Genomic DNA, 22,179 nt, shown 5'->3' on the forward strand with positions numbered 1-22,179 from the left:
TTATTCCCTCCTCAGGCCGTCATCATCGGCACCGGCGACGAAATATCGACAACCGTGCCTGCCGGATCGCGCAACAGCATGCGCCGCTGGCCATAGAAGAGGTCGGTCGGCGGCTCGATGATCTCCGCCCCCATTGCCTTCGCCTGCTCGAAGGCGACGAGCACTTCATCGACAATCAGTGTAAGATAGCCGCCGCCAGGCGGGCGGGCGGCCGCCGGCGGGGTCACGTCACTGTTGCGGGCGATGATACCCAGCTCAAGCCGCGGCCCCTCGCGCGGCACCAGAACGGTGTACCACTCGGCCTCGTAGATCACCTCCATATCCAGAAGCGTCGCGTAGAAATCGCGCACGGCCGGCAGGTCGTCGGCAACGATATTATACATGGTGCGGCGGACGGTCGAAGCGGGCAACGGATCACTCCTGAACTGTTTCGCGTGCGGCCAGGATGTGGAACATCTCCTAGCGCGACCTGCAGCATCCACTCTCCGGTTATCGGAATCAATATTCGGAAAGCCGATGCGCACTTCCAAGCATTTAGCGCATCCCTTGCGCATCCAAACCGGTACGCAGCCCCTACCCCATGTCCTCCTCGCCGCCCGGACCGAATTGGCGGTGCAGGATCTCCACCAGCTCCGCCACCTTGCCCGTGGGCATAGGGCGGAAGTCGTTCACCAGCGCCTCGTCGTTCATCACCCAGGCATGCGCCTCGGCCAGCTCGCGGTCGCTGGCGCCGGTGGTCGCGAGTTCGGCCAGCAGCGCGTTGTCCACCGGCCCCAGGATACTTTCTACCTCTTCCCTCGTCAGTGCCATCGCAATCTCCCCTTCCTGCCTATTGAACTCGAGGAGAAATGCTGTTGATGGCATGAGGTTCCCGTTCTGCAACATGCGCGCCACGAAGTGCCGCCTTGCCATAATTAAACGTACGTTCTATTAATTAATGCGAAGGAGCATCGGCCATGGCACGCACCGCGGGTTCCGACGGCGAGAAGACCAAGGCCGCCATACACGCAGCGGCCCTGCGGCTCATGGCGCGGCACGGGTTCGAGGCGGTGTCGATGCGCCAGCTCGCCGAGGAGGTGGGCGTGCAGGCGGCCGCCCTCTACCGCTATTTCCCCACCAAGGAAGACCTGCTTTACACCCTCATGCGCACGCATATGGAGGGGCTCATCGCCTCGTGGGAGGCCGCACGCCCCGCCTCCGGCAATGCCGCCGCACAACTTTCCGCCTTCGTGGAAAACCACATCCGCTTCCACGTTGCACGCCGGCATTCCACCCATGTCAGCAACATGGAGCTCAGAAGCCTGTCGCACGAGCGGTTGACGCACATCCTGCGCCTGCGCGCGACGTATGAGAAGGAACTGCGGCAGATCCTGCGCGCCGGCGCCGATGCCGGCACCTTCCGCATCGAGGATATGGCGCTCACCGCCATGGCGATCATCCAGATGATCACCGGCGTCATCGTCTGGTTTCGGCCCGGCGAACGCCTTTCCGTCGAGGAAGTGGCCGATACCTATCATACCATGACCCTGCGCCTTGTCGGCGCGCCAGCCTGACGGGAGGAATTTGGCGATGTTCACGCAGACACTCGGGTTTGGCCTCGGCGATGAGATCGAGGCGCTGCGCGACATGGTGCACCGCTTCGCCCAGGAGAAGATTGCTCCGCTGGCGGCCGGAATCGACGAGAGCAACGACTTCCCCGCCCATCTGTGGGCCGAGATGGGGGCGCTCGGCCTCCTCGGCGTCACCGTCGAGCCAGACCATGGCGGCTCCGGCCTCGGCTATCTCGCCCATGTGGTGGCGATGGAGGAGATCTCGAGGGCCTCCGCCTCCGTCGGCCTCTCCTACGGCGCCCATTCCAATCTCTGCGTCAACCAGATCCGTCGCTGGGGCACTGATGAGCAGAAGGCCAAGTACCTGCCTCCCCTGTGCGCCGGCGAGACCGTCGGCGCGCTCGCCATGTCGGAGGCGGGTGCGGGCTCCGACGTCCTGTCCATGCGCCTGAAGGCCGAGAAAAAGAACGACCGCTTCGTCCTCAACGGCTCCAAGATGTGGATCACCAACGGCCCCGAGGCCGACACGCTGGTCGTCTATGCAAAGACGGACGCGCGGGAAGACGGCCGCGGCATCACCGCCTTCATCGTGACAAGCGAGATGGCCGGCTTCTCCGTCGCCCAAAAGCTCGACAAGCTCGGCATGCGCGGCTCCAACACGGGCGAGCTCGTCTTCGACAATGTCGAGGTGCCGTTCGACAACGTGCTCGGCGAGGAAGGCCGCGGCGTCGAGGTGCTGATGTCCGGCCTCGACTACGAGCGCGTGGTGCTGGCCGCCGGCCCGCTCGGCATCATGGCCGCCGCGCTCGACGTCGCCGTGCCCTACGTCAGGGAGCGCAGGCAGTTCGGCCAGCCGGTCGGTGCCTTCCAGCTCGTCCAGGGCAAGCTTGCCGACATGTATACCCGCTTCAATGCAACCCGCGCCTATGTCTACGCCGTGGCGGCGGCCTGCGACCGCGGCGAGACCACCCGCAAGGACGCCGCCGGCTGCATCCTCTATGCGGCCGAAAACGCCACGCAGACGGCGCTCGACGCCATCCAGCTCCTCGGCGGCAACGGCTACGTCAACGAGTTCCCCACCGGCCGCCTCCTGCGCGACGCCAAGCTGTACGAGATCGGCGCCGGCACGTCCGAGATCAGGCGCTGGCTCATCGGCCGGGAGATTGTCGGAGAAGCGGGCTGATCCGGCGCGCGAAATGCCCTATGCATGGCGAGCACGCATGATCCCGCCGCCCCTGCCCGAGCAAGGAAGCCATGGCCGTCATAAAATCCCAGATCTCCCCCGCCTCCGACGCCTTCAAGTCCAACGCCGCGCGCATGAAGGCGCTGGTCGCCGAGATGGCCGAAAAGGCGGCCACGGTCGAGAGCGGCGGCTCCGAGGAAGCGCGCGCCCGCCACACCGCCCGCGGCAAGCTCCTGCCGCGCGAGCGCCTCGCCCGCCTGCTCGACGTCGGCGCTCCCTTCCTGGAGATCGGCCAGTTCGCCGCCTACGGCATGTATGAGGGCGACATCGCGTCTGCCGGCATGATCGCCGGCGTCGGCCGCGTCGAAGGCCGCGAATGCGTCATCGTCGTCAACGACGCCACGGTGAAGGGCGGCACCTACTACCCCCTCACCGTCAAAAAGCACCTGCGCGCCCAGGAGATCGCGCTTCAAAACAATCTCCCCTCAATCTATCTCGTCGATTCGGGCGGCGCCAACCTGCCCAACCAGGACGAGGTCTTCCCCGACCGCGAGCATTTCGGCCGCATCTTCTACAACCAGGCCAACATGTCGGCCAAAGGCATCCCGCAGATCGCCTGCGTCATGGGCTCGTCGACGGCCGGCGGCGCCTATGTGCCGGCGATGAGCGACGAGACCGTCATGGTCAGGAACCAGGCGACCATCTTCCTCGGCGGCCCGCCGCTGGTGAAGGCCGCCACCGGCGAGGTGGTGACGGCGGAGGAGCTCGGCGGCGCCGACGTCCACACCCGCCTCTCAGGCGTTGCCGACCATTACGCGCTTGACGACGAACACGCGCTCGCCATCACCCGCCGCATCGTCAAAAACCTCAATCGCAAGAAGACCATAGCGCTCGACCTTCAAAAACCGATTCCACCCCTCCACGACCCCACCGAGATCTACGGCCTCATCCCCGAGGACACGCGCCAGCCCTACGACGTGCGCGAGGTGATCGCCCGCGTGGTCGACGGCTCCGCCTTCGACGAGTTCAAGCAGAACTACGGCACCACCCTCATCACCGGCTTCGCCCACCTCTACGGCATCCCCGTCGGCATCATCGCCAACAACGGGGTCCTCTTCTCCGAATCCGCGCTCAAGGGCGCCCACTTCATAGAGCTGTGCTGCCAGCGCAAGATCCCGCTCATCTTCCTGCAGAACATCACCGGCTTCATGGTCGGCAGAAAATACGAGGCCGGCGGCATCGCCCGCGACGGCGCCAAGCTCGTCACCGCCGTCGCCACCGCCCGCGTGCCCAAGATCACCGCCATCATCGGCGGCTCCTTCGGCGCCGGCAACTACGGCATGTGCGGCCGCGCCTTCTCCCCCCGCTTCCTGTGGATGTGGCCCAACGCGCGCATCTCCGTGATGGGCGGCGAACAGGCGGCAACGGTCCTCGCCATCGTCAAGCGCGAGGGCATCGAGAGGAAGGGCGGGACGTGGAGCGAGGCGGAGGAAGCGGCGTTCAGGGCGCCGATCCTGGAGAAGTACGAGCGCGAGGGGCACCCGCTTTATTCAAGCGCGCGGCTGTGGGACGATGGGATTGTGGACCCGGCGAGGACGCGGGAGGTGTTGGGGTTGAGCCTGAGTGCGGCGCTGAATGCGGAGGTGGAGGAGACGCGGTTTGGGGTGTTTCGGATGTGAGGAGGCTTGAGTTAAGCAGAGCTACTAAGAGCTGAAGCGACATCCAAAGAGTTCAGAATCAAACCCTAGTGAGCCCGTCAGGAATGAAGCCCTTTTTCTCGGGCCCAGTCAAACCAATTGATGACTTCTGAATCGATAGGCTCAAGAGTTTCATCCAAACTGTGATTATCACCGTAAATCATAAGATTATCGCATGGCCAGCGGGCGGAAGGAGCTATTAGGCCATCGCACTCAAGGAAACTTACAGCCGCCCCTATTTCTTGGGTGCGACCGTAATTCCGTTCCTCATATCGAGGTTCCTCAATGCCCAGCGATGCAAATTCTGCACGAATAATCCGGAGTGTTTTGCTCGTAGTGACGCGCAGGCGATGTAAACAAAGAGGCTTGGTTGGGGTGGGATTCTGGAGAAGCAGATAGGAAACTACCTCGGCAAGAGCTCCTTCTTTCTCCAAACTCGTATACAGAATCTGGACCGCCGCCGCCCCGCTCGGTTCGGGAGCCCACCGACCACCATTGTTAGAAAATGCGGTGGGATCCTTATTCATTGGTGTTACACGGAAGACTTCCCCTGAGAACCGCTCTTGCGGCAAACTAGCCAAAGTATCAAGTAGGGCCGGATCGTGGACGCGACGTATTCTGCTCATGTTAAAGGTAGACACCGTCTCTCATCTTTTGGACCAACGAGAGAACGTCATCAATGCGTCCCACACGGATAAGATCTGCTGGGGATTCCCCATCAAGAAACCGTTGACGAGCAAAAATCCAGCGACGTGCATCGTTTGGTTCGTAGAAATCACCAAGCTGATCAACTATGTATTCGAGTTCCAGAAGAAGTTTCTCTGTGTCTCTGTGCGGATATGCTTTTCCCTGATTCCACCGAGAAACCGTCTCGGGGCGAACGTCAAGCATGTTCGCCACGTCGATCAGCTTGATCGCTCCCTTCTGCGATATGCGATCCAATACTTGTGCTAGGGCGCTACTCATTTCATATTTCTTAGCATTAGTTATCCCAAACTTCTTCTTCAGCCTCGCCCTTCTCGTTGTGAGCGAGTTTCAGGCTCACGTGCAACTGACCTGATCTCATACGAAGCCACGAGATGGGCCATTGCATCTCTATAATTTGCAAGTCGAACCTGCTCCTTATGTAGTTTCGTAGCGAGTTCGTTGTTGGGTACACTCAAACTTGCGGCTTTTGCCATCATATCCGAAGCGTGACGAACGTTATCCTCCAAATAGCTAGATGGGCGAGATGTAAGGGGAACGGTGTCAAGGCGTTCAACCTCTCGGGCTCTTTGACGTAGATAGTGCCGAACAGGATGCCGTATCATATCGCTTAGGCCACCGGGGCAGCAGTGGGGATCGCGACATCCGAAACGACCATGCGTTCGACTGTTGTGGCGGATCAAGGCCTCGGCATGCTCCTTCTTTAAAAGGAGTCCTATGGAAGGTATTAGAACTCGTGGGCCGCTTCCACCACCTTTCGAGTCACTACGTGGCCTACGAAGCCGGGACGCTCTGAAGCTTTCATTCATCATCACACCATGAGAAATCGCTCCAGCCGAACCAAATGCGAGTAAGGCCAACCCAGTTAGGCCAGCCACATGGTCAGCAACAATTGGGATATCAAGAGCATGGAAGTCGCTGAGCGCCTCAACGTAGTCAGCTGTCTTGGCGCCAGTCTCATTTGCTCCAAAATTCTCAGCCTTGATCCAAAGAGCGTCAATTGGCGCATCACGCAACGCCGAAATAACGGCGGCTCTCTTAACTTTGTCCCGTAGTAGAGCGATCGGGAGAGCAAGAGAGTAAATAATAGGTATGGTCTCCGGAAGTAGATTCCGGAGATGGCCGGCGTTGGCAACATCAGCGGCGATCCAACGATCATTATGAGACTGCAGGAGATGCGTTGGCGCCATCACCTCCGAAAACCCGTTCTCTACCGCGAACTCTGCAATTTGCGAAACGCGTAGGCGCCCTTCCACCCCAAGAAAATCTTGGAGACGATGGGGTCGTTTCCCCGCTGACCACGGAAGCTCAGCAAGAGCTTCCGTGAAACCTCCCGGTAACGCTGACACCTGCGTCTTCGGATCAAGGATTAGGTCCATCTCGGCACGCTGCGCGGAGGCGAAGAGCTCAGCATGTCTGTTCGTGTGCTGTGCCTCTATGACGAAGCCGTGGTAGCCGCGCTCACCTTGTGCGATTAGCTCACACACCTGCAGATGGTCGTTCCAACCGACTCGCAAAAAGTGGCCTAGGTGCGACCGAGATGCTCGTACACGGGGAGGTCGTGGGAGATGAACTACATTGTCGGACATTGTGACATGCTCCGCTTGAGTCGAGCATGATCTTAAACTTGACATTTTGAATGCGCAATAGCTTTGCAAAAAGACCGACTAATAGCTTGACTTCCCTCACTCCCCATTCACCAACCCCAGCACCAGCCGGTGCACATTCCCGCCTTCGCTCATCTCCTCGCGATCAAACTCCCGGCTCCGCCGCTTCAACTCCTCAGCGAGCGGCGGCAACCGCCGCTGCAGTTCGGCGCGGGTCTTCGTGCAGTCGGGGTCGTCCGCCACGGACAGCCCCACCGACAGGGCCTCGATCTTCTTCGTGATGTCGATGATGATCTCGCCGTGCACCCGCTCGTGCTTCTCCACCCCGTCGATGAACCGCTCCCACAGCCGACGCGTGGCGGCCGGCAGGTCGCCGGCCGGCTCCGGCAGGCGATAGGTGATGACGAGGTTGGGCTTGGCGGCGGCGAGCACGCAGCCGCCGCCCTGCGGCCGGTAATCGCGCCGCCAGGTGAGCTTGTAGTCCGTATAGGCGATGGCGCGGCCGAGACCCGCCTTCGGCCCGTTTTCGCCGATCGAGCGGTAGAGCGCGATGCCCGTCTTGCCGGAGATCGCATAGGTCTCCACCCGCTCGACCGCCCGCCACCCGGCCTGTGCCGCCGCCGGCACGGGCAGGAGAAGGGTCGCCGCCAGCGCTATCCGCAAACCCGCCTTCAATCGCCCCTCCTCCTTGTCCGGTGCTGTGTCCGAACTGAAAAGGCCAAAGCGCCGGCGGGTCAAGTCCGAATGGATGCGGGTGCCGCGCGGGCCTCCCGGCTCCGGGCAAGGCTGTCGCATATGGAGGAGCTTTGTTCGGCTTCGCCGGACCCGACCCTCAATCCCTCCACACAAGGGGGAGGGAGGCAGGTCGAGCCCTCCATCGTCCCCCTCCCCCTTGTGGGGAGGGTTAGGGGTGGGGGTCAAACTGCACAAAACAGCATGCGATAGCCCCCGGCTCCGGGAAGGAGGTCGGGAGCTGCGCAGGCGTCAGCCGTCCACGGTCGCCTGATCGAGGATGGCGGCCGGTTCGGCTGCGGTGGGGATCTGCTCCATCGCCACCAGCCGGTCGGCGCAAAGATCGGCGGCGCCGGAGACCTGTTCTTCCAGGAGGTCGAGCGTTGCCCAGCCACCCTCGTCGATGAGGTCGTCGCGCTGCCAGGAGCTTGCGTCCTTCAGCGCTTGCAGGTTCTGCTGCGCCTCGGGGGCAGCGACGAACCGGTTGACACAAATGGAGGCCACAAGGCTTTCGCGCGCCTCCTCCCTGGCGCCGGCGGCCATCGATTCCGCCGTGCCGCCAGTCACCCATCCTCCCGCGGTGAATCCGACGATCATGGTCAGCACGACCGCAGCCACGCACGACCACAGCCACATGCCCTTCGTCGGACGGTATTCCTGCCAGCGTTGAGACAGGCTTTTGGATTCTGCCATTGTTCTTCCTTTCGTTTGTAACGGAATCTAACCGCTCGTTACAATTCGAGACTACAGCATTACCCCCTCCCTGTGAACCGCCACCGCCTCTTTTCCGGTTTTCCGCCATGTCGGCGGGCGGCATGCCCCCCTTCATCAGCCATCCCGGCGGGCGCTGCTCCCCCACTCCGCCGCGGTTCCTCCACCCCAACGCGCGCGTCATCCTGGAATGTGGACGAGTCACTGCATGGTTCCTCGGGTCAAGCCCGAGGATGACGATGGTAGGAAGGGCGGCGTAAATCGCCGAGGTTTGCGATTAGCCGCAACCTCAACACAACTCGTCATCCTCGGGCTTGACCCGAGGACCCATGCCTGAACAGCGATCACGGACACCAACTGGACCAACGATATGGACCAAAGCGGGGATAAATTCCGCCCCTCGTTCCCGCCAACTGATTGATCCCCCACAACCTGCAAACTTTTCTCGCAGGAAAATTCGCCCCCCTGCCCAAGCCGCCCCTATCATAGCCCCATCGCTCTCGCGGGAACCGGGTCCGGACCGGGGATCAGGGAGGGCGGCGGAGACCTCCCCCTTCGGGCTGCCGGTGCCCGGAGGCCTGAGGGCCCGCGACAGGCCGGCGGTGCCGGAGGCGCTACAGACAAGCGTCGCCGGCATTGCGGAGAAGCCGCCAGGCTTCCCGTCCGGCCCGGCAAAGCCCCCCAATCGGGTGCAGCCGGGAAGGGCGGGGGGCCGGGTGACCGGCCGACCGTCGGGACAGACTTCGGCGGGGCGCGTTGGACGCGCCTTAAAAATAAATAGAGTGGCTCGGACAACGCGCCCCGCTTCCCAACCTATCAAATGGCCAGACGGTGAGAACCGGGCGTGGCAACGATGGCGCGCGCCTACCCGCCCCTTGCCGCAAGCGGGATGCAGAAGGGCCGTCCCGTCTCCTCGTCGGAGAGCACGCGGCAGTCGATGCCGAACACCTCGGCGATGCTGTCAGCGTGGAAGACGCGGGTGACCGGGCCGGCGGCCGCCACCCGGCCCTCCTTGAGGAAGACGATGTCGTCGGCGAAGCGCGCAGCAAGGTTCAGGTCGTGCAGCACCACCACCACCGTCTTGCCCTCCTCGTGGCTCAAGCCGCGCACCAGCGACAGCGTGTCGAGCGCGTGGGCGATGTCGAGGTGGTTGGTCGGCTCGTCGAGCAGGATCACGGGTGCCGCCTGAGCGATCACCATGGCGATCCACACCCGCTGCATCTGCCCGCCCGACAGCGTGCCGATGGGCCGGTGGGCGAGATCGGCGAGGTCCGTCGCCGCCAGCGCCGCCTCCACCGCCTCGCGGTCGGCCGTCCCCTGCCGGGCAAGCCCGCGCCTGTGGGCGTAGCGGCCGAGGTTCACGAGGTCTAGAACCGTCATCTCCTCCGGGGCGCTCGGGCTCTGGCTCAACATGGCGATCTCGCGCGCCAGCGCCTTCGGCGCCCAGCCGGAGAGCGGCTTACCCTCGAGGAAGACGCCGCCTTCCCTGAGCGGCAGCATGGCGCGCATGGCCTTGAGCACGGTCGACTTGCCGCAACCGTTGGGCCCGCAGAGTGCCGTCACCCGGCCGCGGGCGACGGAAAGGTCGAGGCTAGAGAAGACCAGCCGCTCGTCATAGCCGGCAGCGGCGGCGCTGAGCGCGAGGGTCTGGTCGTTGCTGCGTGACCGGTCATGCATGGGCGCGGCCCGTCCTGAACAGGATGAAGAGGAAATAGGGAGCGCCGATCAGCGCGGTCGCCGCCCCCGTCGGCACCTCCAGCGGTGCGAAGGCGAGCCGCACCACGATATCGGCCAGCACCACCATCGCCGCCCCGACAAGCGCGCTGGCGGCGATCGCCGGCAGGGCGCGGGTGCCAACGAGAAGACGCGCGGCATGCGGCGCCACCAGGCCGACAAAGCCGATGGCGCCGACGAAGGAGACGGCCGAGGCCGTCAGCACCACGGCGAGCGCGATGAGCAGTGCCTGCGTGCGCCTGACGGGGAGGCCCGAGGCCTCGGCGCTAGAGTCGTCGACGAGGAGCTGGTCCATGCGGGCTGTAAGAATGAGGAGCACGGGCAGGATGAGCGCCATCAGGCTTGCCAGCACCACGACATCGCTCCAGCGCGCCTCGTGGACGGAGCCGGCAAGCCAGATGGAGGCCTGGCTCGCCCGGTAGACCGGACCGACGATCATCAGAAGCGTCACCCCCGCCTTGGCGAGCGCCCCCAGCGCAAAGCCGTGCAGCACCAGGCCCACCGGGCCGCCGCCGGCGCCGCGCGCAAGCACGGCCACGAGCACGGCGAAGACGGCTGCCCCGACGGCCGCCGCCACCGGCTGCCAGTAGATGCTGACGGTGAGCGAATTGGCGGAATCGCTGAAGAGAAAGAGAAAGCCCACCGCCCCGAGTGCGGCACCGTCGGAGATGCCGAGAACGGTGGGCGCTGCAAGAGGGTTTCGGGTGGCCCGTTGCAGGAGGAGGCCGGCAAGCGCCAGCGCCATGCCTGCAAGGGCGGAAAGCAGCACCCGCGGCGCTCTGAGGCCCCAGACGATCAGCCGGTCCGTCTCCGCCCCCTGCCCCACCAGCGCCGGCAAAAGGCGGTCGAGCGTCATCGAGGAACTGCCGAGCGCAACGCCCGTCACCGCCGCCGCGCCGAGCAGCAGGACAAGTGCCGCAAGCCTGCCCGCCCGCCCGTGCGCCGGCGCACGGGCTATCTCCGTCGCAACCGCCGTCATGCCGCCTCCAGCCGCGGCCGCCGGCGCAACAGCGCCAGGAGCACGGGCACGCCGATCATGGCGAGCACCGAGCCGACCGGCGCCTCTGTCGGATAGACGACGAAGCGCGAAAGAATATCCGCCAAAAGCGCCAGAACGGCGCCCGCGAGCATCGACAGCGGGATCAGCGCGGCATGTCCCCGCGCCCCCATGCGCCGCGCCACATGCGGCGCGGCGAGGCCGACAAAGGCCACCGGCCCGGCGATGGCGACGCAGACGCCGGCAAGTAGTGCCGCCCCGGCAACCGCCGTGCTCCGCGCCGCCGCCACCGGCAGGCCCAGCGCCCCCGCGGTGGCATCGTCGGCGGTCAGAACGTCGAGAGACCGCGCGTAGAAGAGGCAGAGAATAGCGATCACGGAGATGACGGCAGCGGCCGGCACGATCGTCCACAACTCGCCATAGGCAAAGGAGCCGGAGAGCCAGAACAGAAGCTCCTCCATCGAGCGCTCCTGCGAGACAAGCACAATCTGCGTCCCCGACATCAAGAGTGCCGCGATGACGAAGCCGGCCAGAAGGAGATGCAGCGGCGCAGCACCGCCGCCGAGGCGCGCCACGCCGTAAACGGTTGCGGCAGCAAGCATGGCGCCCCCGCAAGCGGCAAGCATGACCGGCAGCATGAGTTGCTCGCCCGTAAAGGTAACCAGTAGAACGGCAGCAAACGCCCCGCCCGCATTCACGCCCATCAGCCCCGGCTCGGCCAGCACGTTGCGCGTGACCGTCTGCATCAACAGCCCCGACAACGCCAACCCCGCCCCGACGGTGACGGCGATCAGCGTGCGTGGTAGGCGCAGCGTGGTGACGATCAACGCGGCCTGGTCGGTTCCGCCCTCCGTCAGCGCACGCCACACTTCCGCCGGCGGCGTAAAACGGACACCGAAGTGCAAGCTGGAAAGAGCCAGAAGCGGCAGCGCGAGGAGGAGCGCGAGGGTCGAGCGTGTCATGAACAGTCTCCGCTCCCGTCGTTTTCATAAGATGATTTGCAAAGTCAACTTCTAACTTGACTCGGTCCGTCAGTATTTGCATCACCGGCCAACCGTTCTCGAAGGGGAAGAAGCGATGCACAAGCTCATGAAACTAATGGCGGCAGCGGCATTCCTGCTCGTCCCACTGGCCGCGGAAGCGGCCGAGGTCCCCCATGCCATGGGCACAACGGAAGTACCGGACGAGCCGAAACGCATAGTCGTGCTGACGAACGAGGGGACGGAGGCGGTTCTGTCGCTGGGCATTCAGCCGGTGGGAGCGGCGAATTCGTGGACGGGCGACCCGTGGTATCCGCACATCACGGAGCTGATGGAGGACGCTGCGCCGGTGGGCAAGGAAAGTGCGGTCAACCTGGAGCTCGTGGCGGCGCTTCAGCCCGACCTCATCCTCGGCAACAAGACACGCCACGAGGCGATCTACCCGCACCTCACCGCCATAGCGCCGACGGTCTTCTCGGAGCGGCTGCGCGGCGACTGGCGCGAGAACTTCGAGCTTTATGCCGAGGCAGTCGGCAAGCCGGAGGAAGGCGCGCGGCAGCTTGAGGCCTTCGACGCCCACGTCGCCGAACTGCGCGAGAAGCTGGGCGACAAGACGGAGGAGCGCATCAGCATCGTACGCATGATGGCGGGCCAGATCCGCATCTACCAGAAAGACAGCTTCTCAGGCTTTATCCTCGAGCAGATCGGTTTCCGCCGTCCTCCCAACCAGGATGTCGACGAGTTTGCGCTCCGGGTCGGCAAGGAGAGCATTCCGGACATGGAGGGCGACAGGCTGTTCCATTTCACCTACGAGACGGGTGATGGCGAAGGCGAGAAGGCAACGCAGGAAGTGCTGAGCGATCCGCTGTGGCAGAGTCTGGATGTGGTGAAGGCCGGTAAGGTGCATGCCGTCGATGATGTCATCTGGAATACGGCCGGCGGGATTCTCGCCGCGCACCTGATGCTCGACGATATCGCCCGCATTTACGGTGTAGCGGATTAAACTTCTCTTCCCTCCCCACGAAGGGGGAGGGAAGAAGGCGGCCCGCCGTCCCCCGCCTAGCCTTGTCAGAACTTGCCGACGACGTTCAGGAATGGTCCGCGGTCGTCCAAGGTGAGGTCGCGCAGATCGTCTGAGAAGCGGCCGAAATTGTAGCCAGCGCCGACCTTGAAGTTGTTGCCGACATGCCGGTACAGGGCGGCAAGCAGACCGTAGTCGACGGTCTTGATATCCGGCGTGAAGAAGGCACGGCCTTCCAGAAGGGCATCCCACTCCTTCACGATGTGAAGATCGGTACGCACGACACCCAGATGCGCGACTGAATCCTGCCACTCACCGAGCGTTTTGGATTCGCTGTTGCGATAGCGGATCTGGCCGAAGCGTGCGCCGTACTTGCCGCCAATCGACAGCCAGGGCAGAACGTCGTAGGTCACGTCCGCAGAGACAATGTGGCTGCGCTGCAGCGGACCGTTGGTGCCGCCACCGGACAGCAACGACGATATCTGGTCGTTACCCGGCAGGTCATAGAGGAAGGTATAGCGGGCCAATGCATTGAGGCGATCGTCGAGGATCGGTCTGTAGGCATAGCCGAGCGAGGCCTCAACGTAGTCACCGTCGTAGAAGACACCGGCATCCGATTCGGAGACCACCGCATCGACATTGGCAAGCAACCGGCCGCTCTCGTGATGGCTCCAGGTGCCGCCGCTCGACAATAGGTAAGTGTTGCGGTCGCGCGTTTTGTCGTCGGACCGCTCGAAGCGCGCCTCACCACGGACGCGGCCCTTCAAACCCAACTCCTCATCGTTATACCCGACGGCAAGCGAGGCGGCATAGCGATCGAAGTCGGAGCGCTCCTTCCCCGTCTTTGGGTCGATGCGATCGTCCATGACACGGCCCACCTCCGCGCCGCCGTCGACGGTCCACATGGCGTCGGGTGTGTAGACCACGCCATAGGTCTGTGCCAGCGAACGGCGGCGACCGAACAGGTCGTAGTTATTCTCCGCATAAGCGGAGGTGACGTCGTCGATGCGCTTGCGCACACCGCCGACGACGGCGCCGCGATCCACGCCATCGAGCACGTCGCTGCGGGTGAGATCGAAGGAGCGGTCCGGGTCGAGGCGGTAGCCGATGTAGTAGTGGTCCTCGGCTGTTGGGTTGTAGGTAACATTGGCAAGGCCGCCGAAGCCGCGGTTGCCGTGGGAGACCTCGCCTTCGACGCCGATCTTCTCGGTCAACCTGACCTGTGCGCCGAGGCCGTAGCGGTCATTTTTGTAGATATCGCCGTCACGCTCCATCGTCGATTGGGCGAAACCGTAATACAGGTAGTCGGCGTTCTGGCGGTAATCCACGCGAACGCCGGCGTCCATGCGCTTGCCGTCATACCCCTTCTTTCCTGACTTGGTGGCCTGCGGCGAGCGGAGCTTGGTGTAGGAAACGCCGAAGGATGCCTTCCAGTAATTGTCGAACTGCCAGCTAACCGTAAGGTCGCTGTCGCGCTTGCTCTGACCGCCATCGTCTTTCAGTTCATCATAGGAGGCACCAATCTCCACGTCTCCGGTGATCGGCAGGGAGACGTGCCCGCCCCAGATACGGCGATCGTGCCTCAGTTGCTCGGTGATGGTGGAGAAGTTGGCATCCTTGGATTCGTAGTAGGCGCCAGCCTTGCCGCCAACACCATAGCGGTTGAAGTCCGCCAGATCGACTTGGCCTTCGACCATCCAGGCCTCGGCCGAGCGACCGCCGGAGGGTGATCTGTTGTTGATGGTCAGACCACCGTCGGTCGAATAGGTGGAACCGAATCCAGGCCCCTTCGACTGTGCAATTTCCGCTTCAAGATAGGTCGTGTCGGAGCGGCGCAGCAGAAGGTCGGCGCCGATAGCCTTCTGGTCGGCTTCGCCGGTTTTCTCATTCATGCCGGTGACGCCAATGCGCAGCCGGTCGCCCAACCAGCGCTGGACGCGGCCGCCATAGACATAGCCGTCCAGATCGCCGGCTCTCGGCTCGTATTCGTATTGAACGATGAGATACTGCTTGCTTTCGCCGAGTGCGCCGTCGCGTACCGGGCCCAGGCCCAGCGTGCTCGAAGACAGGGGGCGCTTCAGGATGACGACGCCCTGCAGATAGTCGAAGGTGTAGTCTTCGCCTTCCTTCAGAAAGCGCCGCTCCACGAGGCGGCCCGTCAGCCCGTCACGCGTCTCCACCGAGATTGTCTCGGAGCCTATGGTGATGTCCTGGCGCTTGAGGAAATAAGCGGAACCGCCGGTGCCCAGGAACTCGTCACGCTGGGGCAGCGTGTCCGGCAAGGCGGCATAAAGGTCCACCCTGCCCTTGCGCTCGCCGAAGGAGGTCGTGCCCTGCGAGCGGTAAACGGCGTTGGCGCCATAGAGCCCGCGGTCGGAGGAAAGAAACCGCGTACCCTCGATGCGGGTCTTGTAGTTGCCCCACATGATATGGCTGTCGCCACGCTCCAGGCGCACATAGAACTTGCCCTGCGTAGGTGCATCCTCGACCGAGGTCGAATCGTCGCCGTAGACCGGGTAGTACTTGTCCGGATCGATGCGGCGCAAGAGTTCCTGCGCGTCCTTGGCATCCATGTGGTTGAACAGGCTTTTGATCTCGTTTTCGCCGGTGTCGGCGGCGGCCGTCAGAAGATACTTTCCCTTGATCTTGCCCTTCAGGTAGAAGGCCAGCCGACCCTTCTTGTAGTACTTGTCGTACTCATCGGTGCGCACGGCCTCGATGCCGGGATCGCCGGTCCGCTTGCCGACGGTGAAATCGGCCAGAGCCACGTAGAACCACTCGTTGGTGGGGATATTGACGTCTCGGCTGAAATACAGGCCCCCGGCCTTCATCGGGCCGTCGACGGCGATGTCCACCACATGGTCGCCCGGCGGCAGGATGCGCTGGGTGACGAAGGCACCCTTGGGATCGATAGGGATGGGTTCGTCGAACACGTGGATGCCGTAGCCTTCCGGCACGTTACGGCCGTAGACAGTGACGGCGCCGCCGTGAACGGGAATGTTGCGGAAGGCGGTGCGGTCCTCCGCCAGGCCCGGCGCCACTGCGTCGCCGGAATCCCGCGGCAGGTCATTGTCGGTGCGCGCGATCGTCAGCGGCAGCGTTTCATCGAGCCGCCCCTCCTCGTCATAGACACGCAGCACGTAGCTGTACTCACCGGCGCCGCCGGTCGGCATAACCCAGTCGGCCAGGCTGTTTGGCTGCGTGGGGATGATGTCGATCGGCTTGCGCGAAGGGTTGGGACCCTCGCGGAAGATACGGATTTCCGCCCGACCGATAAAGGCCGGATAGTTGGTGGTGGAAACGAAGGTGATGGCCTCACCGGCTTTGAATGTGTGGCTGATTGGTACCGTCGACACGTTCAGGAGCGGCTGCTGGTCGAGCCCGTCGAATTTGAGCTGGATGTCCACCGCGCTGAGGTCGACATCCGTCTTGCGCTGCCGCTCAACGGGCCGCGCTGTGGAATCGACGCCGAAGGCACCCTCGTCCTGGATAATCCCGGACTCATCCACAACCTGGCCGTCAACACTGATCTTGAAGGGGATGCCGGTCTGATCGGCGAGCGATTCCTGCTCGAGATTTGGCGTGATGGGCAGACGTCCGGTGGTGCTGCGGTCGAGCATCTTGCCGCGCATGGCCGAGGGGCAATCATCCTCAACGCATTCTGCCTCCATGCCTTCGGTGGCCGCCGCAGCATTCTCGTCGTCCAGCAACCAGTCGGCGGCGAAACTTGGCTGACTCACCAACATGACGGCGACAATCGCACTCGTCGCCCGGAGAAATTGATCGCGTGCATAAGTCATGATGTGATACCCGCTGTTCTTGCTCGTGTTGATGGTCGGTCTCATTCCGGTGTCTCTAATGCTGGTTTCGATTTCGATCCGGCAGCAGTGGCCGCATGATAAGTTTGCGGCCCGTGGGCGGCCGTCGGCAGCAACTAGCGAACCTGAGCGCCAACCTCTCCCATTCCTGATCCTTGGCTGCGGCAGCTCGGTTTACATCTGTGGTGTGGCAGCACCGCCCGACGTATAGGAAGGCGGGCAACGATTCGGTCAGTTGCGAAGGTGTATGTTTACGGTATCTGCGAACCGCTCCCGCTGCCGGCATCCCCGTTGCTGGTGCGGCGCAGGCACATGAAAGATGCGGGCGGCGACCGCAGATGGCCCAGCAGCCACCGCCAGGCGGCGCGGCCTCCTCGAAACCCGGATTGAGGAAGCTACGCTGCGGTTGCGTTCTTGATGCCGTAGTCGCGCCGAAGACGATTGCTGCGGCGTCAAGAACCCCGGCCGCCTTCAAACGCGGCATTGGCCACCAATCCGAACTCGGATGATCACCATGAATATGCGTAACGCGGGTATTGTCTTTCATCACGTCGCCTTCCCTGTCGCCGCAAAGGACATGTGATTTGCGGTCGTTGCGGGCGCTTTCCCCCAATGCATAGGAGAAAGACAGTGCTTCGATCAGTTGCGATCGAGTAGGGTTACGGTAGATGTACGCTTTGCTCTTCTCGGGCGTGTACTCTGGCCGAGATGGCGGGGGTCGCCGGCTCACCGCGTATGGCGAGGGGCCGGCTTCCGGTCATGCCAATGGCCGCTTCATTTGCCTGTCTCGATGCGCGTTTCGACGTCGAGGCGGTATCGGCCGGGCTTCTGCTTCCACAGGTCGGCGATGACGCGGCGCAGCTGCCTGGTGCGCTGGGCGGCCAGCTTGCGGTCGACGGCGGCGTCGATATAGGCCAGCCGGAGAACCGACTCCTCGGCCTCCAGAATGCTGATGAGGCCTGGCATCTGCATGAGCCATTCAGGCCTGAGATTGGCCTGGCCCGGCTCGAAAGCGGCGTCGTTGACGTCGAGCCGCACCACCCGGCCAACGGCGGCGGCGAAGTTGATGCGCGATGCCTTGCCCGCCGTCAGCCGCACGCTGCGCGGGTTCTCGCTGACGATGCGGTAGCCTGTCGGCAGCGTGCGCGGGTCGAGCTTCATCAGATAGGTCGAGCCGATGCGGCCGTCGGGCAGGTCGGCACAGGCGACATGGAAGCGGCCGTGCTTGTCCGTGGTGATCAAAAGGCCCCCGACCGTGGCCACACGGGCCCCCGCCAGTCCCGGCTCGCCTTCGTCCTGATAGCCGTTGCGGTTGATATCGTCGAACACCTTGCCGACGATGTCGCCGCAATCGAAGATCGGCTCGGTGACCACCTCCACTTCAGCCGTGGCGACGTTGGAGGCCACACTCACCATGTCATCGCCCAGGAACACCTGCGCCCGGTTGACGAACTTGCCGGGCTGGACGGCGCCCGACACGCCGAGCTGCATTTGGACGACGATCTCCTCCGTGTCGGCCGTGTAGGGTACGTTCTCGAATACGAGCCGGCGCCCTTCCACCTTCGGCTCCATCTTTTCATCTTTCGGCTCCCTTTTTTCATCGTGGACCGTCGCCGTACCCTCGATATAGGTGAAGCCGGGCGGCATGGTGTCGATCAGGGTGATCGGCTCGCTGGCGCTCTTCAGCTCCGTCGGGTTCAGAGTGATGGTGTAGGGCACCCGCTCGCCGCGCCGCACCTGTGCCAACTGCGCTTCCTTGGTGGCGCTGAAGCTCGGCAGGTCCCCCTTGGCGGTGGCCTCCTCCACCTCCTCGATCGGCTCGTCGTCGCGCGCCGAGGTGGCTGCCGCGCCGGCCGTGTTCTCCACCCCGCCCTCGATGCCGGCCGCGTTCGCCACGTCCTGCGCACTCAGCGTGTAGGCGGCTTCGAATGTCTGCTGCGCCTTCGAATCGAGATCGACGGAGGCCGGCGTGAAGGCCGACAGCGAGCCCGTGCCGGGCTTGCCGTTGAAGGTCGGGCCGGCGTCGACGGGCCGCGCCCCCAGCGCCCGCGTGTTGCCCTCGTTCCTGAGGGTGACCTTGTAGGTGATCACATCGCCCGCCCGGGCGAGGCCCTCCGGCATAATGGGTTGCTTGTCCACCACCTTCAGAAGCCGGTGCTCCGGCAGCGGCACGAGGACCGGGTCGTCGGCGCTATAGGGGTCATCGTTGTACTCGTTGTCGGTGAGGTCGTTCGGATCGTCCGACAGGTCCTCGACCGACGCCAACTGTACGCCGTCGTCGCCGGGGACCGGATCGCCCGTGGCCTTCACCTGCGTCAGCACCGCCCCTTCGTTAAGGTCATCCTGGGTCAGCTCATGCGTGGCAGAGAAGGTCTTCCCTTCGTCGTCCTTACCGGCCGGCAGCGTCGCGAGCGGCCCGCCCTCGACATCGATATCCGGCGTCATGGCGCGCCCGGTCGCTGCGGTCTCGACCACCTGCGGCGGCGCAACGCCCTCGACCCTGATGTTCTCCAGCGTCACATTGCCTTGGTTAAAGACCGTGATTGTGTAGTGAATCAGCTCGCCCACCTCGGGAATGCCGTTCGCGTCGTTCGGGTCCAGTGTACCCGACATCTCCACGCGGATTCGCGGCGCCTTCGTGAAGGCGAAGGTGGTCGCCTCGCCGGGCGCGCCGCCGGGCGGGTGCGAGGCCGTCTCTTTGATCGTGCCGCCGCGCGCCGTCTTGCCGGTCAGCGTGGCCACGTTCTCCACCGTGCCGTTGTCCACGTCCTCAGCCTTGATGGTGTACTCGACCTGGAAGGAGGTCTCGTCGCTGTCGCCGGGTTGGAGCGGGTCCTGCCGCTCGCCCTTCACCTCGGCCCCCTCCTTCTCGTCGCGGATCGTCAGCGTGGTGATCGGCGTGTTGCCTTTGTTGGTGACGACGAGCGGGTAAACGAGCAGGTCGTCCGTATTTTGAATGTCGTCGTTGTTTACGTCCTTCCAGTCGGGCTCCCTCTTCTCGAAGTCCACATCCACCACCTCGTCGAGCACCTCCGTCCAGCTTGCCGGGTTCGAGCTCACCGCGGTGCCGCGCGTCGACGTACCGCTGGCTGTGGCTGTATTCTCCACCTTGCCCGCCAAGAGGTCCTCTTCAGTGAGCGTGTAGGTGGCGGTGATGGGTGCGGGGTTCTCCCCACCCGCCGCGAGCGTCACCGGAAGGCCCTCGATCTCCCCCACCTTGGGGTCGTCGATGGCGGTGACCTCGATCGTCACATTGCCTTGGTTCTTCAGCGTGAAAGTGTAGGTGATCGTGTCGATGCCCGCGTCCGCCCGCCCGTCCTCGCCAAGGTTGGGCTGGCCCTCCTTCGTCAAGACAAGCGCAGCGGGGTTCTCCAGAACCTCGATCACCGTAGCCGGGTTGCCATTCTCGTCCTGCGAGGTGTCCGTGACTAACCTGTCCTCGTCCCCTTCATACCCTTTGGGATAGGCCGTCACCGTGGCCGTGTTCATGATCTTGCCGCTCGGATCGTCCACGTCCGCCTGCGTGACCGGGTAATCAACGAAGCAGGTGTGCTCCGTTGCCAACTCAGCGGGAAGCGCGGGTGTGCACTCGCTTATCTTGCCTCCGAGGAATCCGTCCTCGAGCTTGATGCCGACGAGCGGGAAATTGCTTTCGTTCGTGATCTTGAAGGTGTAGCGGATCGTCTCGCCCTGCTCGACGTAAGTGTTCGCGTCAATGTCGTCGAGATGCTCGGCCGACTTGAGAAGAACGATCTCGCTCTGTACATCGAGCGCTGCGTTTGAGTCGCCTCCTTCGTAAGAGGGTAGTCTGGGATGCCCTCCGGGCTCGCCGTCGCGGTCGCCTTATTTGTCACCGAGGCTGCCAAAAAATCGTCAGAGTCCAGGGGATAGATGCCGGTCCAAATTGCCGTACCCCCGGGCGCAAGGGGGCTGGTCGCATCGGCGGGGACACCGCTTCCGGGGGTTGGATTAGCGACCTTATCATCCTGCATGCCGACGCTGACAAGCGGGACGTCGCCCTTGTTCTCCAGGATAAACTGGTAGTGGATCTCGTCTCCTACATCCTGCTGGTCGGGCGTACCATTCCTGTCCTTGATCTCGACCACCTCCTTCGAGAACTCCATGAAGATGTCGTTGATCGTGTATTCCCACGTGGACTGGCCCGCGGCGTCACCGCATATGGTCGTGCTTTTGAGCAGGAACTCGGGATCCTGGGGATCGTCCGTTGGTTGCAACTCGAATGCGATCGTCTCCTTCTGCTCATCTACCTCGTCCCGCTGGATCTCGATCGGAAGGTTGATCGGATCGCCCTCGTAATTGCCCGGGGGGATGGTAATATCGAATGTGTCTGTTCCGCTTGATGTGGTGTAGTCGACGCCGAGCGTGGCGGTGCCGCCGGTCACCTTCACTGTCACCGTGAAGGCGTTATCCACATTGCCCACGACAATGAGATGCGGTACGGTGGCCGACGGGTCCTCCGGGCCTTCCGTCGCACCCCCAAGCTCGATCACCGGGACGATCGTCAGCCTGATATCGTCGAGAAAGTTGCCAACGGTGGTATTTCCGCTGCCCGTACTGACGGCACCGAAGCCGAAAGGTTGTATCGCGGTGGCGGAGTTCCATGTAAACGCACCGCTGTACCCAACCCAGCCATTCTGCAACACTTGAAAATTACATGCTGTGGGATTTGCCACCCCTCCCTCAGTATGTTCTGTGCACGCTCCTATGCCGTCGGTCGATGTGGTGACGGTCGCTACGCGGTTCGTCTTATCGGTGACATCCTGGGCAATTTTGAACTCCATCGTGTCGTAGACGGGACCGGCACCGTCGACCCGGCCGCGATGGCTCAGTTCCCACTTCACGCGGTCGCCTTCCACGAGGCAGATCTCCTGGTACAGTAAGGAATCTTGCTCCGCGTTCAGCTCCACATATCGCCCCGTGCCACTACTGCTGCCACTATTCCAGTACTCGATGACTGGAGCGGTGACCTGTCTGCCGCCGCAGTTCGTCGGCATGGGGTCATGAGTTGTAAGCCAGCCACCTGCATCGTCCTGTGCGATGTACTGGCAGCTACCATCAGGTATCTCGAAATCCAGATTAGAGAAGTTGCGTTTGATATACGTCGGCGGTGTCTGCGCCTGCGCCTCTTCGGCCGTGCCAACCACCGTTGCAGCGACCGCGAAAGCCGCCACCTTTAAGAACAACGAACGCCATCCCATACGCGCCTCACTCAACGATTGTGCTCCGACTGCCGGGCGATGATACGTTGCTGAACGAACACTGGTCACAGCCATCTCTCTCCTGATACCCTTCGCATTAATCGTACTTGCCTGGAGCCCGCCCTTGCGCTAAGCGCACAGGGGCGGATCCATCTGCTCACTTCCGACATGAAGCCTCCCCGCCCCGCGATGAGAGCTGCGGCGCGCTTCATGGGAGTTACGCAT

General features: G+C 63.2%; 15 protein-coding genes and 2 pseudogenes. 4 read left to right on the plus strand and 13 right to left on the minus strand.

What is annotated here, in order from left to right; translation table 11 throughout:
• Positions 1-11: 11 nt before the first annotated feature.
• Positions 12-410, minus strand: coding sequence for a VOC family protein (locus tag N5A92_RS13270; RefSeq protein WP_260903394.1), 399 nt, complete (start codon positions 408-410; stop codon positions 12-14).
• Between the two features lie 163 nt (positions 411-573).
• On the minus strand, positions 574-810 hold the full coding sequence (locus N5A92_RS13275) for a hypothetical protein (protein ID WP_260903396.1): 237 nt from the start codon (positions 808-810) through the stop codon (positions 574-576).
• 146 nt (positions 811-956) lie between these two features.
• On the opposite strand from N5A92_RS13275, the gene N5A92_RS13280 reads away from it, so the two are divergent.
• From N5A92_RS13280 to N5A92_RS13290, 3 genes are all read left to right on the plus strand, one after another.
• Positions 957-1,553 carry a TetR/AcrR family transcriptional regulator gene (locus N5A92_RS13280; protein ID WP_260903397.1) on the plus strand — a complete coding sequence of 199 codons (597 nt, stop codon included), beginning with the start codon at positions 957-959 and terminating at the stop codon, positions 1,551-1,553.
• Positions 1,554-1,569: 16 nt separating this feature from the next.
• Complete coding sequence (locus N5A92_RS13285) at positions 1,570-2,733, plus strand: isovaleryl-CoA dehydrogenase (RefSeq protein WP_260903399.1); 1,164 nt, start codon at positions 1,570-1,572, stop codon at positions 2,731-2,733.
• Positions 2,734-2,804: 71 nt separating this feature from the next.
• Positions 2,805-4,412, plus strand: coding sequence for a carboxyl transferase domain-containing protein (locus N5A92_RS13290; RefSeq protein ID WP_260903400.1), 1,608 nt, complete (start codon positions 2,805-2,807; stop codon positions 4,410-4,412).
• Between the two features lie 77 nt (positions 4,413-4,489).
• Here N5A92_RS13290 and N5A92_RS13295 read toward each other — a convergent pair whose 3' ends face one another.
• The 7 genes from N5A92_RS13295 to N5A92_RS13325 all read right to left on the minus strand — a co-directional run bounded on the left by N5A92_RS13295 (position 4,490) and on the right by N5A92_RS13325 (position 11,878).
• Entirely contained in the window at positions 4,490-5,056 is a 567-nt protein-coding gene (locus N5A92_RS13295) for an RES family NAD+ phosphorylase (protein WP_260903401.1), read from the minus strand.
• A gap of 1 nt (position 5,057) precedes the next feature.
• Positions 5,058-5,396, minus strand: coding sequence for an antitoxin Xre/MbcA/ParS toxin-binding domain-containing protein (locus N5A92_RS13300; RefSeq protein WP_260903402.1), 339 nt, complete (start codon positions 5,394-5,396; stop codon positions 5,058-5,060).
• 1,424 nt (positions 5,397-6,820) lie between these two features.
• The gene (locus tag N5A92_RS13305; RefSeq protein ID WP_260903403.1) at positions 6,821-7,417 is read right to left on the minus strand and encodes a DUF922 domain-containing Zn-dependent protease; all 597 of its coding nucleotides are present in this window, start codon (positions 7,415-7,417) and stop codon (positions 6,821-6,823) included.
• Between the two features lie 309 nt (positions 7,418-7,726).
• Positions 7,727-8,167, minus strand: coding sequence for a P-loop NTPase family protein (locus tag N5A92_RS13310; protein WP_260903404.1), 441 nt, complete (start codon positions 8,165-8,167; stop codon positions 7,727-7,729).
• Between the two features lie 882 nt (positions 8,168-9,049).
• Positions 9,050-9,862, minus strand: a complete 813-nt coding sequence (locus tag N5A92_RS13315) for an ABC transporter ATP-binding protein (protein WP_260903406.1) — start codon at positions 9,860-9,862, stop codon at positions 9,050-9,052.
• Positions 9,855-10,898 carry a FecCD family ABC transporter permease gene (locus tag N5A92_RS13320; RefSeq protein ID WP_260903409.1) on the minus strand — a complete coding sequence of 348 codons (1,044 nt, stop codon included), beginning with the start codon at positions 10,896-10,898 and terminating at the stop codon, positions 9,855-9,857. The genes N5A92_RS13315 and N5A92_RS13320 overlap by 8 nt, the downstream gene beginning before the upstream one ends.
• Positions 10,895-11,878 carry a FecCD family ABC transporter permease gene (locus tag N5A92_RS13325; RefSeq protein WP_260903410.1) on the minus strand — a complete coding sequence of 328 codons (984 nt, stop codon included), beginning with the start codon at positions 11,876-11,878 and terminating at the stop codon, positions 10,895-10,897. Before N5A92_RS13325 ends, N5A92_RS13320 begins: the two co-directional genes overlap by 4 nt.
• Before the next feature lie 115 nt (positions 11,879-11,993).
• On the opposite strand from N5A92_RS13325, the gene N5A92_RS13330 reads away from it, so the two are divergent.
• Positions 11,994-12,899, plus strand: coding sequence for an ABC transporter substrate-binding protein (locus N5A92_RS13330; RefSeq protein WP_260903411.1), 906 nt, complete (start codon positions 11,994-11,996; stop codon positions 12,897-12,899).
• Positions 12,900-12,964: 65 nt separating this feature from the next.
• Here N5A92_RS13330 and N5A92_RS13335 read toward each other — a convergent pair whose 3' ends face one another.
• The 4 genes and pseudogenes from N5A92_RS13335 to N5A92_RS13345 all read right to left on the minus strand — a co-directional run.
• Positions 12,965-16,762, minus strand: a complete 3,798-nt coding sequence (locus tag N5A92_RS13335; protein ID WP_260903412.1) for a porin family protein — start codon at positions 16,760-16,762, stop codon at positions 12,965-12,967.
• Positions 16,763-17,509: 747 nt separating this feature from the next.
• Positions 17,510-20,248, minus strand: a complete 2,739-nt coding sequence (locus tag N5A92_RS13340; RefSeq protein ID WP_260903413.1) for a DUF7507 domain-containing protein — start codon at positions 20,246-20,248, stop codon at positions 17,510-17,512.
• Positions 20,249-20,251: 3 nt separating this feature from the next.
• Positions 20,252-20,488 (minus strand): annotated as a pseudogene (locus N5A92_RS27645) (DUF7507 domain-containing protein); the annotation flags it as partial.
• A 77-nt stretch (positions 20,489-20,565) separates the two neighbouring features.
• Positions 20,566-22,029 (minus strand): annotated as a pseudogene (locus N5A92_RS13345) (DUF7507 domain-containing protein); the annotation flags it as partial.
• Positions 22,030-22,179: the final 150 nt, after the last annotated feature.

It is taken from the genome of Chelativorans salis (assembly GCF_025336525.1).
GTDB classification, from domain to species: Bacteria; Pseudomonadota; Alphaproteobacteria; order Rhizobiales; family Rhizobiaceae; genus Chelativorans; species Chelativorans salis.

Excerpts from the sequence above, each read along its gene's own strand:
- N5A92_RS13280 (WP_260903397.1), top strand. The coding sequence starts at position 957 with ATGGCACGCACCGCGGGTTCCGACGGCGAGAAGACCAAGGCCGCCATA.
- N5A92_RS13300 (WP_260903402.1), bottom strand. The coding sequence starts at position 5,396 with ATGAGTAGCGCCCTAGCACAAGTATTGGATCGCATATCGCAGAAGGGA.
- N5A92_RS13330 (WP_260903411.1), top strand. The coding sequence starts at position 11,994 with ATGCACAAGCTCATGAAACTAATGGCGGCAGCGGCATTCCTGCTCGTC.
- N5A92_RS13310 (WP_260903404.1), bottom strand. The coding sequence starts at position 8,167 with ATGGCAGAATCCAAAAGCCTGTCTCAACGCTGGCAGGAATACCGTCCG.
- N5A92_RS13295 (WP_260903401.1), bottom strand. The coding sequence starts at position 5,056 with ATGAGCAGAATACGTCGCGTCCACGATCCGGCCCTACTTGATACTTTG.
- N5A92_RS13320 (WP_260903409.1), bottom strand. The coding sequence starts at position 10,898 with ATGACGGCGGTTGCGACGGAGATAGCCCGTGCGCCGGCGCACGGGCGG.
- N5A92_RS13335 (WP_260903412.1), bottom strand. The coding sequence starts at position 16,762 with ATGAGACCGACCATCAACACGAGCAAGAACAGCGGGTATCACATCATG.
- N5A92_RS13315 (WP_260903406.1), bottom strand. The coding sequence starts at position 9,862 with ATGCATGACCGGTCACGCAGCAACGACCAGACCCTCGCGCTCAGCGCC.
- N5A92_RS13325 (WP_260903410.1), bottom strand. The coding sequence starts at position 11,878 with ATGACACGCTCGACCCTCGCGCTCCTCCTCGCGCTGCCGCTTCTGGCT.
- N5A92_RS13290 (WP_260903400.1), top strand. The coding sequence starts at position 2,805 with ATGGCCGTCATAAAATCCCAGATCTCCCCCGCCTCCGACGCCTTCAAG.
- N5A92_RS13285 (WP_260903399.1), top strand. The coding sequence starts at position 1,570 with ATGTTCACGCAGACACTCGGGTTTGGCCTCGGCGATGAGATCGAGGCG.
- N5A92_RS13275 (WP_260903396.1), bottom strand. The coding sequence starts at position 810 with ATGGCACTGACGAGGGAAGAGGTAGAAAGTATCCTGGGGCCGGTGGAC.